We start from the raw sequence: 13,351 nt of genomic DNA, 5'->3' as shown, positions 1-13,351 counted from the left end.
ACGGGAAGGGAAGATTTCATGGGTATAAGCAGCCACAAAAAACGGATTGCCGGTGCCATCATGGCGGCCTCGGTGACCTGTGGTGTCGAGGCGCAGCTGGCACAGAACCTGACAATCCACCCCAAAGCGCTGGCCTTGGGGAACGCGGTGACGGCAGATCCTCCGGGCCTCATGGCTATCCACTACAATCCGGCAGGCCTGACCAAGCTTGACGGTCGCCAGCTTGAAGTGAATCTGATGAGTGTCTACCTGGACATTGATGCGGATTTCCATGCCCCGGAGGGCTATGAGATCTTCGGCATTGATGGCCTGGAGACGGATCCACTGACGGGTAAACAGCGGGATCCCGTTGCCAACAAGCACAGTCATACCAATAACGTTGCGCTCTATGTGCCAGGGGTTGGCATTCTCAGGGCCCCGCCGGGGCCGGCGGTTGCTCCGTCAGCCGGCATCAGCATCAACCCTCCGGGGTCCAAGCTGACCTTTGGTAATGCCTTCTATCTGCCGCTTGCAGCCGGTTTCTACCGTGACAAGGAAGATCCCGGCCGCTATATGCCACAGGCAACGGCGCTCCAGCGTACAACCTATCTGTCACCAACCGTCGGTTACCAGATCAATGACGAATGGGCGGTGGGTGCCGGTATTCATCTGTCCCACATGGGTATAGCCGCGGACCAGTACATGCGCGCTCCCAACATGCTGCTGGGTGTTGCAGAAGTACTTCAGGATGCCTTCAACTGTGAAAGCGGCGACGAGCCTCTGCAGCCGTGGCTTGCACTTTGCGGCGGTAATGTCGGCCCCTGGGACGATATTGGCGCGCTCAGTATCAATGTTCAGGAAACCCTGTCGCCCACCTATGCGCTGGGTGTCATGTGGGAACCGACGGACTGGTTCAGCTGGGGTGCCAGCTATACCTCCGAAGCCGACATGAATCTAAAGGGTACTTTTGAAATCGAGTATACCGACGACTGGTCCGGCTTCTGGCAGAGCGTGAACGGGTCGGTTCTGGGTGCCATTACCTCGGCCATACTCAGCCTTCCATCCGGCGCACCAAGGGAGGCAGGTAACGTATCCATGGATCTGACCTATCCCCAGCATTTCCAGACCGGCATCAGCGTGGATGTTCATCCGAAGCTGACAGTCAATGTGGACGTGGGATGGACCGACTACAAACAGTGGGACGCGTTCGTATTCCGGTTTGATCGCAGGTTGGAATTCCTCAACGCCGCGAAGATTCTCTCGCCGGACAACGCCACTTCCGAGACCCTGAGATTGCCTCTTGGGTTTACCGACCAGTGGAACTGGGGTTTTGGCCTGGAATTCCATGCTTCCTCACGGCTGGATCTCCGGGCAGGGGTGGAAATACGGGACTCGGTCATACCGGATGATCAGCGCAGCATCATGGCGCCGTTTGGTGGTGCCAACCTGTACAGCGTGGGGATAGGTTATCAGTGGGACAAGGACACAGAAATCGATATGAACCTGAGCTACCTTCAGTCCATTGAAACGATTCCTGCCAATGGAAGCTGTAACCTGAACTGTGACAACATAACCAATATCATCTATAACCCGTATGCGGGGCTGGATGTTAAAACTTCCCTGCGGGTTGCGATGGCGGGGCTCAGTTTCCGCACCAAATTCTGACGCGAAAGCGCCTGCAAACAGGGTAATCAGCCCCGATGTATAGATGCCATTTTCTGGTTGTCATATGCCTGGTCGCCACGATCGCAGGTTGCCAGTCCTCCGGCCCTGACTCATCCGGCGCCCGCGACGGTTATTTCACCTGGGTGGATGACCAGGGGCAGGTGCGGCATACCCCGATACCGAAAACGTCCGGTGATGACGATGAGTCGTCCTCTGATACAGCGGAGGACGACGCATCAGAGACTGCTGACGACGAGTTCAATCTGGAGAACTACCCGGACGGCAACCAGCTGGAGAAAGACGGATATGTCCGGCCCGGCGAACCACAGCCCTATTTCACCTGGCGGGATGCCGAGGGTAATGTCCGTGCCAGCTATTATCAGCCGGATACCAGATCCGCAGTCGAAAAAGGCCGGGTCAAACCGCCGGTCCAGCTGACCGAGGCCAGTATTTACCAGGCCGGAGAGGCAACGGCTGAAACCGATCTGCCCGAAGGGGCCGACCCACAAGCCCGGGCGGTTCTGGGAATGGAGCCGGGCGCAGAGTCCTTTTTCACGCAATGGTCGCGCCAGTGTTGCCGGGATATGGACAGGTCCGAGCCGGAGGTGTGGCAGCAGGGCCGCGAGTTCGGCATTAACCTGAACCGGAAATCCAGCGTTTATTCCTTCAGCACGGGCGACAGTCCCTACCGGCTGGTCAGATTACCTTCGGCGGATCTGCACAGGGATTTTATTCTTCAGCTCCGATCGTTTGCCAAAGATGGCGTCTTTGTGCCCTCTGTCGCTTTTCTGGATGAGTCATTTGAGCCCTTGCGAATAGTGACCGACCTGGTAGCGGAATATGTCCCGGAGTCCTGGCACAGTCATGGCTACCTGAACGCTTATATTCCGGTATTTCCCGGGCGGGGAGAGCGCTGGATGGTGATTTTCACCCGTGACGAGGATCTGGCCGGCCAAACGGTTATCGAAGGCAAATACGGGCCTGAGGCAATTCCTCACACCCGTACCGGTGAGCTGGGCCTGTCACGGGAAGAGGGGCACTAGTCCTCCGGCCTGCTCAGGTCGAGCCATTGCTGGGACAGCCAGTAAAAACTGCCATCCGACACGGGATGGGTGCAGTTATAACGAAAACGGCGGCTGTTGAATCTGTCCGGCGCTTTCAGGGTCAGTTCATCCCCGGATACATCGAAATCAACCCGCCCCTGTCCGGACGCAAAGCAGGTGAGCCTGTCGACGCTGATGGAATCGGGTACGGTGAAAGTCAGTGTAGGTGGATTTTCATCAATGACACCGTCAGGAAGCTGATTGGCATCCACGGGCAAAGCCTTGCTCCGCAGTTTGTCTTTCAGGCCGTTGAGTTGCCCGTAAGCGTTGGCCATGGGAAAGCGGGGCAGGCGGGTGGCACCAGAGGTTTCGCCGATGGCACCGGACTGCTGGCCAAAGCCCAGCCATCCTCGCTCCTCGATTTTGCGCTCCAGGGCTTCGTCAAACTCGCCATAGGGATAGGCAAACATCGGAACGTCAGTGCCCAGCCTGTCTTCGAGGGTGTCCTGGGCCTTGTCCAGGCTCCGTTCCACACGCTGAGTCCAGTCACTTTCATTTTCGTCAGGACGCCTGGCCAGATGGCCGTGGTCTTCACTGTGGTTGGCGATGGTCACGCCGTCGTTGTCACGCACTTCTTCAAGCTGTTCCCAGGTCATGTATCCCTGACTGCCAATCGCATCGGTATTGACGAAAATCGTATAGGGGTAGCCCCGTTTTTCCAGTTCCGGCACCGCAGTGTCGTAAACCGATTCGTAGGCGTCGTCGAAAGTGATGGCAATCTGCTTGCGATCATTCAGTTTGCCATCCAGCGCATCACGGGTTCCGGATTCCAGGGGCACAACGTCGATTTCCAGTTCCTCGATCATCTCCAGCTGTTCCGCAAACAGCGAGACAGACGTGCTTGTGGAAGCGGGCGTTGAATCGCTGACATGATGGTACTGAAGCACCACCAGATCGGCTTTCGCGCTTATGGCAAGGCCCGCGAGCCATAGCACCAGAAATAATCGGGTCGTCATTCGTTTTGCCATAGTATGGTCCTCTGTGATCCGCATCGTCGTCGTAAGGGTCAGGTCCTGAAGTGTGCCTTCAGCACCGCAAAGGCGCGGTTAAGATGCTGAATGGCTTCGGTTTCTCCGCCCCGGTCCGGGTGGGCACGCATCACCGCTCTGCGAAACCGGTACTTTACCTCTTCAAATCCTTCCGGAATAGTGTCAAAGCCCAGAGTGGTTGCTGCATCCCGGGCTTCTGAAAGCCCGGGTTGGTAACCGGAGCGTCCCGCCCAGAAATCATCCATCATCCGGTTTATGGACTCTTCCGGCATCCTGTACCTGGACAGATCCAGGTAAAAGTTTCTCAGTTCGTCCGCATGGTCCGGAACACCGGTGCCGCCAACCACAGTGGTCTGCCGGAGGCGGATGACCAGCGGCGAGATGGTGAGGGTTTCGCCGCCGCCTGCCAGTTGGTCACGGAGACGGTAAAGCACATGGAACAGGAGGAAATGAACCGGATAGAGCTTATCCGGTTCTGCGAAATTGACCGTGCCGATCAATTCCCAGGGCTTCTTTTGCAGGGTCTTGATCAGCCCAAGCTCGTTGATACCGGCCGGGTTCTGCCGGAGGATGTGCTCGGTGGCGACCAGCAGGTGCTGAATCTGGAAATCCAGTTTTTCGTCCTGGTCGCCGGAGTCGGGAGCTTGATTTGCATCTGTGGCCAGGTCAGGTTGAGTCATTCCGTTATGGTAGGTGACCGGGCGCTGTTACGGAAGAGGGGCTTCCAGTCTCAGCCCGTTGAGAAACAGGTTGGTTGCAAAGCGGGTGGCTTTCCTGGCTTCTGCTTCAGCCTTATCGGGGTGCTTGTGAGCGCGTTGGGCAAGGCGCAGGCTGAGCTCGTAGCCGACGCCGAAGAAAGCGGCGCAGAGGTATTCCTGATCGATGTCCGGCAGCAGCCCATGTTCAACGGCGCTTCTGACGTCCTCTTCGAGTGACAGCATGGTAAGGCCGAGAATGTCGGCGCCGAACTGCTCCCGAATGGCGTGGTCATTACGGTGAGCCAGTTCATACACCAGTGGATCACTGGCCGTGGCTTGGAACAATGCCAGGTAGGCGGAGTAAATGAATTCGTCCGCTGACCGGGCTGCTTTTCTGGTTTCCGTAAGGTTGTGGTTGAGCTGGCCCAGGAAATCCGTCAACAGGGCAGCGAAGATGTCCTGCTTGCTGGAAAAATAATTATAGAAGGTGCCTGCGGCGAGGCCGGTGCGGCGAACAATATCGCGGATGGTGGAGTTGTCGTAACCACGGGCCCGGAAACACTCCCGGGCCGCATCGAGTATCGCCCTGCGGTTACGAATACGATTGAATTCCCGCTTGCCGGGCGTTTCCTTTTTTGTCGCTGACATATCCATGTCTGTATCCTGTCCCTGGAACATTTGCACGCGTATAATCCAACGCTCACTGACCCTATGAACGACGTATTTCTATGCCCGAAGCAATCACTGCCAACTCTGATTCTGTCCCGGCCTCTGACGCAGAGCGCAGGCAGAAACTGGAATTCAACAAGCTGCAGAAACGCCTGCGCCGGGAAATGGGGCAGGCAATTGCTGATTTCTCGATGATTGAAGCCGGCGATAAAGTCATGTGCTGCCTTTCCGGCGGCAAGGACTCTTACGCCATGCTCGATATTCTGCTGAACCTTCAGAAAAGTGCGCCGGTGCACTTTGAACTGATTGCCGTGAACCTGGACCAGAAACAACCCGGGTTCCCGGAAGAGGTCTTGCCGGAGTATCTGTCTGCACTCGGTATCGAGTATCACATCATCGAGAAGGACACATACAGTATTGTTAAGGAAAAAGTGCCGGAAGGGAAGACCACCTGCGGACTTTGCTCCCGCCTGCGCCGCGGAATTCTCTATAATTTTGCGGAGGAACACGGTGTCACCAAGATTGCCCTGGGCCACCACCGGGATGACCTGCTGGAAACCCTGTTCCTGAACATGTTCTATGGTGGCAAGCTCAAGTCCATGCCGCCGGTACTGCACAGTGATGATGGCCGCAATACCGTCATCCGGCCCCTGGCCTATAGCCGTGAGAAAGACATTGCCCGGTATGCCCGAATGAGGGAGTTCCCGATCATTCCATGCAACCTCTGTGGCTCCCAGGAGAATCTGCAGCGCCAGGTGATCAAGGACATGTTCCAGACCTGGGATAAACAGCACCCCGGACGGCTGGAAACCATGTTTCGCGCCATGTGCAACGTGGAGCCGTCCCATCTTGCCGATACATCACTGTATGATTTCCGCGAAGGCGTTCGGCAATCAGCCAGCGGGCCGGCGGCTGTCGGAACCGCTGAGCCGGAATCGGATTTCGGGAGGCTGGACGTACTCAATCTCTGACACCCCGGGCCCCGGGTGTGTCTATCCGTGCCCTGAATGCATCATCGCCATAAGGGGCAGGGTCCAGATCCCGAAACCGATCAGCAGCAGCCCGGCAACCTGCCGGAAATGTTTATGCTCCCGCAACTTGCGGATCCAGGTAGCCGCATATCCGGTTGCCAGCATGGAGGGCAGGGTCCCCAGGCCAAAGAACAGCATGGTTGCGGCGGCACTGCCAACACTGGGTTGCAACGCGGCCCACCCCAGCGTGCTGTAGACCAGGCCGCAGGGCAGCCATCCCCAGAGCGCTCCAAGTGCCAGTGCCTGCCCGACATGGTGCACCGGCAGCACGCGTTTGGTCAGCGGCGACAGGCGCTTCCAGACCGGGCCACCGATGCGTTCCACATATCGGATTCCCTGCCACCACTGGCCCATGGAAAGCCCCATCAGAATCAGCAAAATACCGGCAAGGGTTCGCAGAACCGGGCCAAGTTGTGTCCAGTAACCGGTGGCACTGGTACTGAGCAGGGCGACCAGCGCTGCAATGAGGGCATAGCTGCCGATGCGGCCACCATTGAAGGCCAGCAGCATGGTTGTCTGGCGAAGGCGGAAGCCTTTGCCGACGGGAAGTGCCATGGACAGGGAAGCACTGATACCACCGCACATGCTCAGGCAGTGTGTGCTGCCCAGTAATCCGATCAGGAAGGCGCTGGAATAACTCAGGTACAGTTCTTCACTCATCAGGACGTCTGGTCGTCTCCGGCGCTGTTGTCGTCGTTCTTGCTGCCGGAAGCCCGGTGACTGCGTGAGGCTGCCTCCTGCCCCGGTTGCTTTGCATCGTCCGGTATTTTGTCCTTGTCATCATCATAGAGAATGCGATGGGCGGGGCCGTCCAGATCGTCGTACTGGCCGTTTTTCACCGCCCAGGAGAACAGGACAATGCCCAAGGCGACAAGTATCAGCATGACCGGTACGAGGATCATTACGATTTTCATGATGTTACCTCAAGCATTAAAGGTGATTCCTTTCCCACGGTATCAGGACGTTGCCTCGGCGCCAACCGCCGGTACAGGGCGCTCTGCGGTCGCAGGGGTTCGTCCCAGTCTCAGGGCATTGAGCACCACCACCAGCGAGCTCAGGGACATGCCGATGGCTGCCAGCCAGGGTGGTACCAGCCCGGCGGCGGCCAGGGGCAGGGCACACAGGTTGTAACCGAGCGCCCAGGCCATGTTCTGGCGAATGATTCGGCGGGTACGTCCTGCCGTATCAAGGGCTTCGGCCAGCTGTGTCAGTTGTCCGTTAAGCAGCACGGCGTCTGCCCTGAGTTGTGTCAGATCCGCGGCACTGCCCATGGCGACGGATACCCCGGCGCCGGCCATGGAGGGCAGATCGTTGAGGCCGTCGCCCACCATCATGATATGCCGGCCTTCCTCTCTTAACCTTTCCAGTACCCGGAGCTTGTCCTCGGGTGATGCCTGGCCGATGGCTTCATCAATACCCAGGATCCGGGCAATCTCGTCCACATGGCCCGAGCGGTCCCCGCTGAGCAGGATGGTGCGCAGACCGGCCTTTTGCAGTGTTTGTACCGCTTCCTTTGCTTCTGGCCTGGGCTCGTCATCCAGTATGAAACGGGCCAGCCACTGATTGTCGGTTGCCAGCCAGATTTCCATGCCCCGGTGATCGTCGCTGACTGGGGGCGGCTGGCCGACATTGTCCTGAACAAATTCCCTGTGGCCGATAAAAAAACGTTGCCCGTCGAGTTCGCCGGACAAACCGCCACCCAGGTGGTTCTGAACGTCCCTGGCAGAGTCACTTCGCAGGTGGTGGAATACTCTGGCAACAGGATGTTCCGAGTGTTTTTCCAGGCTAGCCGCCATTTCCAGGCATTGTTGCTTGTCGCGGTTTCCGAACACATGGGTGTCCACCAGGCTCAGCTCACCACGGGTAAGGGTTCCGGTCTTGTCGAAAATCACTGTGTCGATGTTGTTAAGCGACTCCAGGGTATGCCCCCGTGTGGGCAGAAGACCGAGCTTGCGCAGCCGCATGGTGGCCGATGTAATAGCGGTAGGAGTGGCCAGGGAAAGGGCGCAGGGGCAGGTCACCACAAGTACCGACAGGGTGATGTCGAAAGCGTTGTCTGCCCCGGCCAGCCACCAGCCGATCCAGATCAAGGGTGCCAGGATCAGCACGCGACTGACGAAGACCCCGGCGATGCGATCCGCCATCAACGCAACGGGCGGTTTCTCCGACTGAACCCGGTCAAGTATGCGAAGAATACCGGACAGGCGGGTCTGTGCTCCCGCACGAAGTACTTCCACCTCGATCGGGTTCTCACCGTTGACGCTGCCGGCATGCACCTCGTCACCTGGATTCCGGGTTTCCGGCAGATACTCCCCGGTCAGGGCCGCTTCGTTCAGGGTTGAGTGCCCGCTGACGATCACCCCGTCGGCAGGCAGTGTTTCCCCTGGTCTGATCCTGATCAGATCACCGGCGGCAAGATCATGGCTCGGAACAATTTCCGTTTCGTTACCCTTCAGGCGGCTGGCGACCATGGGCTGGAAGCCTGCGAGGGCATTGCCGGTCAGGCCGGCCCGGTATCGTGCCTGCATCTCGATGTATCGACCCAACTGGAGGAAGAACGTGAACATGCAGACCGATTCAAAATACACCTCTTCACCACCAAACATGGTGACCCAGGCGCTGGCGACATAGGCCAGGCCAATGGCCGTTGCCACCGGCACGTCCATGGTCAGGTGTCTGCTGCGAATATCACGCAGGGCATTGGTGAAGAAGGGTCGGGCACTGTAGAGCACAACGGGAGTTGCCACCAGAAGACTGAACCAGCGAAAGAAGCTGATGAATTCCGGGGTAAGTTCGCTGACCAGTTCAAAATACAGCGGGAATGCCAGCATCATGGTCTGGAAAGAGCCGATACCGGCAACGGCGAGGCGAATCAAGGCCGACCGGTGCTCGGCTTTCAGCGCCTGTTCCGCTTCATCCGCCTGGTAGGGGCGGGCCCGGTACCCGAGCTCATGGATCGCGATCAGCAGGTCGCTGAGTCTGGCCTGATCCGGGTTCCACAGCAGGCGGGCCCGCTGGGTGCTGTGATTGACAGAGAAGGAAATTACCCCTGGCTGTCTGGCCATGTGGTTTTCCAGCAACCAGATGCAGGCAGCGCAGGTGATGTCGCTGATCAGCAGGGTCGCTTCCTGGCCTGCTTTAACCGGCGACACAAAGGATTTCTGCACCAGCGGGTGGTCCAGCTCCCTTATGCGGTTAAGCTCGGAACCGGTCAGCTCCCTCGGTGTAACAGCCGGTTCAGTGCGAAACTGATAGAAACCGTCAAGACCCTCTGCGCGTATGGTTTCGCAAACGGCCTTGCAGCCCTGGCAGCAGAAGTGGCGTAACTCGCCTTCAAGCTCAAGCGTGATAGCAGGCCGGCCGGGTGCCGGCTCGCCACAGTGAAAGCAGTCCAAGGGGCTCACCCGCGGTCTTCAGCGCCCGCGCCAAGAGTCAGACGACGTTCTGATGGCAGATTGGACTCACCCTTGAGTCTCCAGTCGTTATCCGGCCCGCGCAGATCAAAGTACCAGCGACCCTCGATGGGCTGATTCAGGTCTGCCACGTACTGGCCCTCACCCACCGCCCGGAACTGTATGGTGCGATCGCGCTCGGCGATGGTCGGGTGAAACAGGTTGAGAATCAGGTAAGGGAAATCAGCGCTGCCGTCACTGGTATCGACGGAAAGGCTTATTTCCCGGTCCTCAAAAGCCATGCTGGCCCTGAGCCCGAGGTCTTTTGCTGCTTCGTCCCGGGCGATTTCCATATTGATGCCGCGGCCTTCCTTTGAATAATCATCGGTGACCATGGCGTTGTCTGTGTTGAGTGCCACGGTAATGGCAATCGTGCACCAGATGATAGCGGCGCCCGGGAAAATCATCAGGAACAGTAGCCAGGGCTGACGGTACCAGGGGCCTGTGGATGTGTTCTCAGTCATGGTTGTATCTCTCAGTGCTGGATCCCGTTACCCGGGAGTCAGCGGTTAGGACCGACAAAACGGCTTTCAGTTTCAAGAATCAGGTCTTCGTCCGATTCTGATTCAATTCGGAACACAATGGCATTGTTGCTTTCCGTGATGGTCTCCGGATCAACATCCACCACGGTCGGCACAGACCGGTTCTCTCCGCTTTCAACGGTCACAGTGTCTTCGGTCAGCACTCTGATGCCTTCCAGGCCGGAAGCCGAAATGGTAAAGGTGTGAGGCACTTCCGTCATATTGGCGATTTTCAGGGTGTAGCTGTTTTCAATGCGGCCATCCCCGTTGTAGCCGAAGGGGGCTCCGCGGTCTTTCAGCACATCCAGCTCGGCGGGTACCCGTGTCATGATGGTTACGGTAATGGCCGCCATCATGGCCAGCAGTACCAGCCCGTAACCGAAGGTGCGTGGACGCAGTAATTTCGAGGGTTTGCCTTCAAGCTCGTTTTCAGTGGTATAGCGGATAAGCCCGCGAGGATAGTTCATCTTGTCCATGACCTCATCACAGGCGTCGATGCACAGGGCGCAGCCGATACACTCGTACTGGAGGCCATCGCGAATATCGATACCGGTGGGGCAGACCTGCACACACTGGCCGCAATCGATACAGTCGCCCAAACCGAGCTCCGCTGGATCAACACCCTTCTTGCGGCTGCCCCGGGGCTCACCCCGGTTAGGATCATAGGAAACCACCCGGGTATTCGGGTCGAACATGACGGACTGGAACCGGGCATACGGGCACATGTACAGGCACACCTGCTCACGCATCCAGCCGGCATTCAGATAAGTGGCAACGGTAAAGAACACTACCCAGAAATAGGCCCAGCCATTGGCCTGCAGGGTAAACAGGTCGGTAATAAGCTCACGGATGGGATAGAAATAGCCTACAAAGGTCAGGCCGGTGGCAAGGGCAATCAGCAGCCAGGCCGTGTGCTTTGCCGACTTCTTGGCAATTTTCTCCGCCGAGCGGGGCGCCTTGTCCAGTTTCATGCGCTTGTTGCGGCTGCCCTCAATGCGCTCCTCCACCCACATGAAGATAAAGGTCCAGACCGTCTGGGGGCAGGTATAACCGCACCAGACCCTGCCAAACAGGGTCGTGATGAAGAACAGGCCAAAGGCGCAGATGATCAGCATCCCGGACAACAGAATGAAGTCCTGGGGATAGAAGGTGGCTCCGTACAGGTGAAATTCACGGGCGGGCAGGTCAAAGTGAATCAGCGGCTGGCCATCCACGGTTATCCAGACAAACAGAAAATACATGCCCATCAGGGCCGTCAGACTGACATTGCGGATGCGCTGGAAGAAGCCTTTGACTTCTTTCACGTAGATTTTCTTGCGGCTGGCGTATAGCTCGACAGTTCCGGTGTTCTTGTTTTTGTTATCGGAGGCGTCAGAGGACGGGTCAACCTGTTTGACCGGAATCTCACTGCTCATCGTTAACCTCCCGATGATGTGGCGCCCGAATCACAGGGGGCTGTGGGGCGAAGGATCTTCTCAAGCCTGTGCCCGCGTGAGCAGACACAGGGTTGAGCAGACCAGGCCGGGGCTTTTGCCCCGGCCGGATACTCAGTTGGACAGGCTGTACACGTAGGCCGCCAGAATCTGGATCTGGTCGTCAGACAGACGGTCGCTCTGGGCGGGCATCTGGTTCTTACGGCCATTCACCACCGTTTCCCGGATCCAGTCGTACGTGGAGCCGTAAAGCCAGGTGTTGTCGGTCAGGTTCGGTGCACCGAGGGACTGGTTGCCCTTGCCGTCATCACCGTGACAGGAAGAGCAGGCCTGGGCGTAGACCTCTTCACCCTTTTCGGCAGCTTCGGCGTCTTCTTCGCGGTCGCTGTAGCTCAGCACGAAATTGACAACCTGGTCGACCTGTTCGTTGGTCATGTTCGGCATGGTGCCCTTGGCGGGCATGTTGCCATTCCGACCGTCATGAAGAGTGGTCAGGATCGAATCAGGGTCACCACCATACAGCCAGTCGTCGTCGGTCAGGTTCGGAAAGCCGAGAGAACCCCGGCCTGCGGAACCGTGGCAAACAGCGCAGTTGTTGGCAAACAGGCGCTGGCCCATTTTCATGGCATCATCATTTTCTGCCAGGTCTTCCACCGGCATATCACCAAACTCGGCGTAGAGCTCGCCATATTCGGCTTCAGCCTTCTGAACTTCGGCTTCCCACTGGTTGGTGGAGGTCCATCCCAGCAGGCCTTTGAAGTTACCCAGGCCCGGGTAGAGCGCCAGATAGCCAAGTGCAAAGATACAGGTGGCAAGGAACAGATAGAACCACCACTTGGGCAGTGGATTGTCGTACTCCTCAATGCCATCAAAGGAATGGCCCATAGTTCTGTCGGTTTCAGTATCAGACGTCTGGCTCTTGCGGGTTGCATAAAGCAGCCACCAGCATCCAAACACAGTACCCAGCACGATCACGCTGATCCAGATGCTCCAGAAGGTACTCATCGTTTTTTCTCCGTTTTTTCCTGTTCAAGAGTACGCTTTTCCACTTCATCATCGTCGAAGGGCAGGTGTGCTGCCTCTTCATTGGCTTTCTTCCGGTGAGAGCTGTAGGCCCACCAGATAATGCCGAAGAACATGAACATAATGATCAGTGTTTGAATGCCGCGTAACTCGTTAAGATCCATGGGAATCACCGTTTCTCTGAAATCACGGTACCCAGCTGCTGCAGGTACGCGACCAGTGCTTCGATTTCAAATTTGTCCCGCACTTCATCCGTCGCCTCTGCAATCTGCTCATCGCTGTAGGGAACACCCAGGGTTTGCAGTGTCTTCATCTTGGCTTCGGTATTGGTGTGGTCTATACGGTCCTCGAACAGCCAGGGGAAAGCCGGCATGTTGGATTCCGGTACCACGCTGCGCGGATCGTACAGGTGCTGTCGTTGCCAGGCGTCGGAATAACGGCCACCGACACGGGCAAGATCAGGACCGGTACGCTTGGAGCCCCACAGGAACGGACGGTCGTAAACGAACTCGCCCGCAACGGAGTAGTGGCCATAGCGCTCGGTTTCGGCACGGAACGGACGGATCTGCTGGGTGTGGCAGACATGGCAGCCTTCACGGACATAGATGTCCCTGCCTTCCAGTTCCAGGGCCGACAGGGGTTCCAGACCTTCAACCGGTTCATTGGTCTCTTCAATGAAGAACAACGGGACGACTTCGGCCAGGAAACCACCACTGATGGTCAGGATGATCAGTACGACCATGATCCCCAGGTTCTTTTCAACTATTTCGTGTTTCATCAATATTGTC

Annotated in this window: 14 protein-coding genes; 3 read left to right on the top strand and 11 right to left on the bottom strand. The window is 57.5% G+C overall.

Annotation, left to right across the window (positions count from 1 at the left end; genetic code table 11):
- Window positions 1-18 precede the first annotated feature (18 nt).
- Window positions 19-1,644, top strand: coding sequence for an OmpP1/FadL family transporter (locus HLUCCO03_RS11225; RefSeq protein WP_027832377.1), 1,626 nt, complete (start codon window positions 19-21; stop codon window positions 1,642-1,644).
- Between the two features lie 35 nt (window positions 1,645-1,679).
- Window positions 1,680-2,687 (top strand): MalM family protein, encoded by a 1,008-nt coding sequence (locus tag HLUCCO03_RS11220; RefSeq protein WP_027832376.1) that lies wholly within the window; start codon window positions 1,680-1,682, stop codon window positions 2,685-2,687.
- Here HLUCCO03_RS11220 and HLUCCO03_RS11215 read toward each other — a convergent pair.
- Genes HLUCCO03_RS11215 through HLUCCO03_RS11205 form a run of 3 tightly spaced genes read right to left on the bottom strand, consistent with a single transcriptional unit; the run spans window position 2,684 to window position 5,082 of the window.
- Window positions 2,684-3,703, bottom strand: coding sequence for a polysaccharide deacetylase family protein (locus HLUCCO03_RS11215; protein WP_027832375.1), 1,020 nt, complete (start codon window positions 3,701-3,703; stop codon window positions 2,684-2,686). The two genes, HLUCCO03_RS11220 and HLUCCO03_RS11215, sit on opposite strands and share 4 nt — an antisense overlap.
- Before the next feature lie 50 nt (window positions 3,704-3,753).
- Window positions 3,754-4,416: a DNA-J related domain-containing protein gene (locus tag HLUCCO03_RS11210; RefSeq protein WP_027832374.1), complete on the bottom strand. Its 663-nt coding sequence runs from the start codon at window positions 4,414-4,416 to the stop codon at window positions 3,754-3,756.
- A gap of 27 nt (window positions 4,417-4,443) precedes the next feature.
- Window positions 4,444-5,082, bottom strand: a complete 639-nt coding sequence (locus HLUCCO03_RS11205) for a TetR/AcrR family transcriptional regulator (protein ID WP_292016693.1) — start codon at window positions 5,080-5,082, stop codon at window positions 4,444-4,446.
- An 80-nt stretch (window positions 5,083-5,162) separates the two neighbouring features.
- Between HLUCCO03_RS11205 and ttcA the strand changes: the two genes are divergently transcribed.
- Window positions 5,163-6,074: a tRNA 2-thiocytidine(32) synthetase TtcA gene (gene ttcA, locus HLUCCO03_RS11200; protein WP_027832372.1), complete on the top strand. Its 912-nt coding sequence runs from the start codon at window positions 5,163-5,165 to the stop codon at window positions 6,072-6,074.
- 21 nt (window positions 6,075-6,095) lie between these two features.
- Here ttcA and HLUCCO03_RS11195 read toward each other — a convergent pair whose 3' ends face one another.
- The 8 genes from HLUCCO03_RS11195 to ccoO form a co-directional block, all read right to left on the bottom strand.
- A complete protein-coding gene (locus tag HLUCCO03_RS11195; RefSeq protein WP_027832371.1) occupies window positions 6,096-6,794 on the bottom strand; it encodes a sulfite exporter TauE/SafE family protein in 699 nt (232 codons plus the stop codon).
- Window positions 6,794-7,048: a cbb3-type cytochrome oxidase assembly protein CcoS gene (gene ccoS, locus HLUCCO03_RS11190; RefSeq protein WP_036197560.1), complete on the bottom strand. Its 255-nt coding sequence runs from the start codon at window positions 7,046-7,048 to the stop codon at window positions 6,794-6,796. Before ccoS ends, HLUCCO03_RS11195 begins: the two co-directional genes overlap by 1 nt.
- A gap of 42 nt (window positions 7,049-7,090) precedes the next feature.
- Window positions 7,091-9,538 carry a heavy metal translocating P-type ATPase gene (locus HLUCCO03_RS11185; RefSeq protein WP_027832370.1) on the bottom strand — a complete coding sequence of 816 codons (2,448 nt, stop codon included), beginning with the start codon at window positions 9,536-9,538 and terminating at the stop codon, window positions 7,091-7,093.
- Window positions 9,535-10,050, bottom strand: a complete 516-nt coding sequence (locus HLUCCO03_RS11180) for a FixH family protein (RefSeq protein WP_027832369.1) — start codon at window positions 10,048-10,050, stop codon at window positions 9,535-9,537. The genes HLUCCO03_RS11185 and HLUCCO03_RS11180 overlap by 4 nt, the downstream gene beginning before the upstream one ends.
- Window positions 10,051-10,088: 38 nt before the next feature.
- Window positions 10,089-11,522: a cytochrome c oxidase accessory protein CcoG gene (gene ccoG / locus HLUCCO03_RS11175; protein WP_027832368.1), complete on the bottom strand. Its 1,434-nt coding sequence runs from the start codon at window positions 11,520-11,522 to the stop codon at window positions 10,089-10,091.
- A 132-nt stretch (window positions 11,523-11,654) separates the two neighbouring features.
- Window positions 11,655-12,545: a cytochrome-c oxidase, cbb3-type subunit III gene (ccoP, locus tag HLUCCO03_RS11170; protein WP_027832367.1), complete on the bottom strand. Its 891-nt coding sequence runs from the start codon at window positions 12,543-12,545 to the stop codon at window positions 11,655-11,657.
- A complete protein-coding gene (locus tag HLUCCO03_RS11165; RefSeq protein ID WP_027832366.1) occupies window positions 12,542-12,727 on the bottom strand; it encodes a CcoQ/FixQ family Cbb3-type cytochrome c oxidase assembly chaperone in 186 nt (61 codons plus the stop codon). Before HLUCCO03_RS11165 ends, ccoP begins: the two co-directional genes overlap by 4 nt.
- A 5-nt stretch (window positions 12,728-12,732) precedes the next feature.
- Window positions 12,733-13,341: a cytochrome-c oxidase, cbb3-type subunit II gene (gene ccoO / locus HLUCCO03_RS11160; RefSeq protein WP_027832365.1), complete on the bottom strand. Its 609-nt coding sequence runs from the start codon at window positions 13,339-13,341 to the stop codon at window positions 12,733-12,735.
- Window positions 13,342-13,351 lie beyond the last annotated feature (10 nt).

Origin of the sequence: Marinobacter sp. HL-58 (assembly GCF_001314605.1) — a bacterium.
Classification (GTDB): Bacteria; Pseudomonadota; Gammaproteobacteria; order Pseudomonadales; family Oleiphilaceae; genus Marinobacter.
The sequence above is the reverse complement of the archived record's forward strand: the minus strand, read 5'-3'. Positions and strand labels throughout refer to the sequence as shown.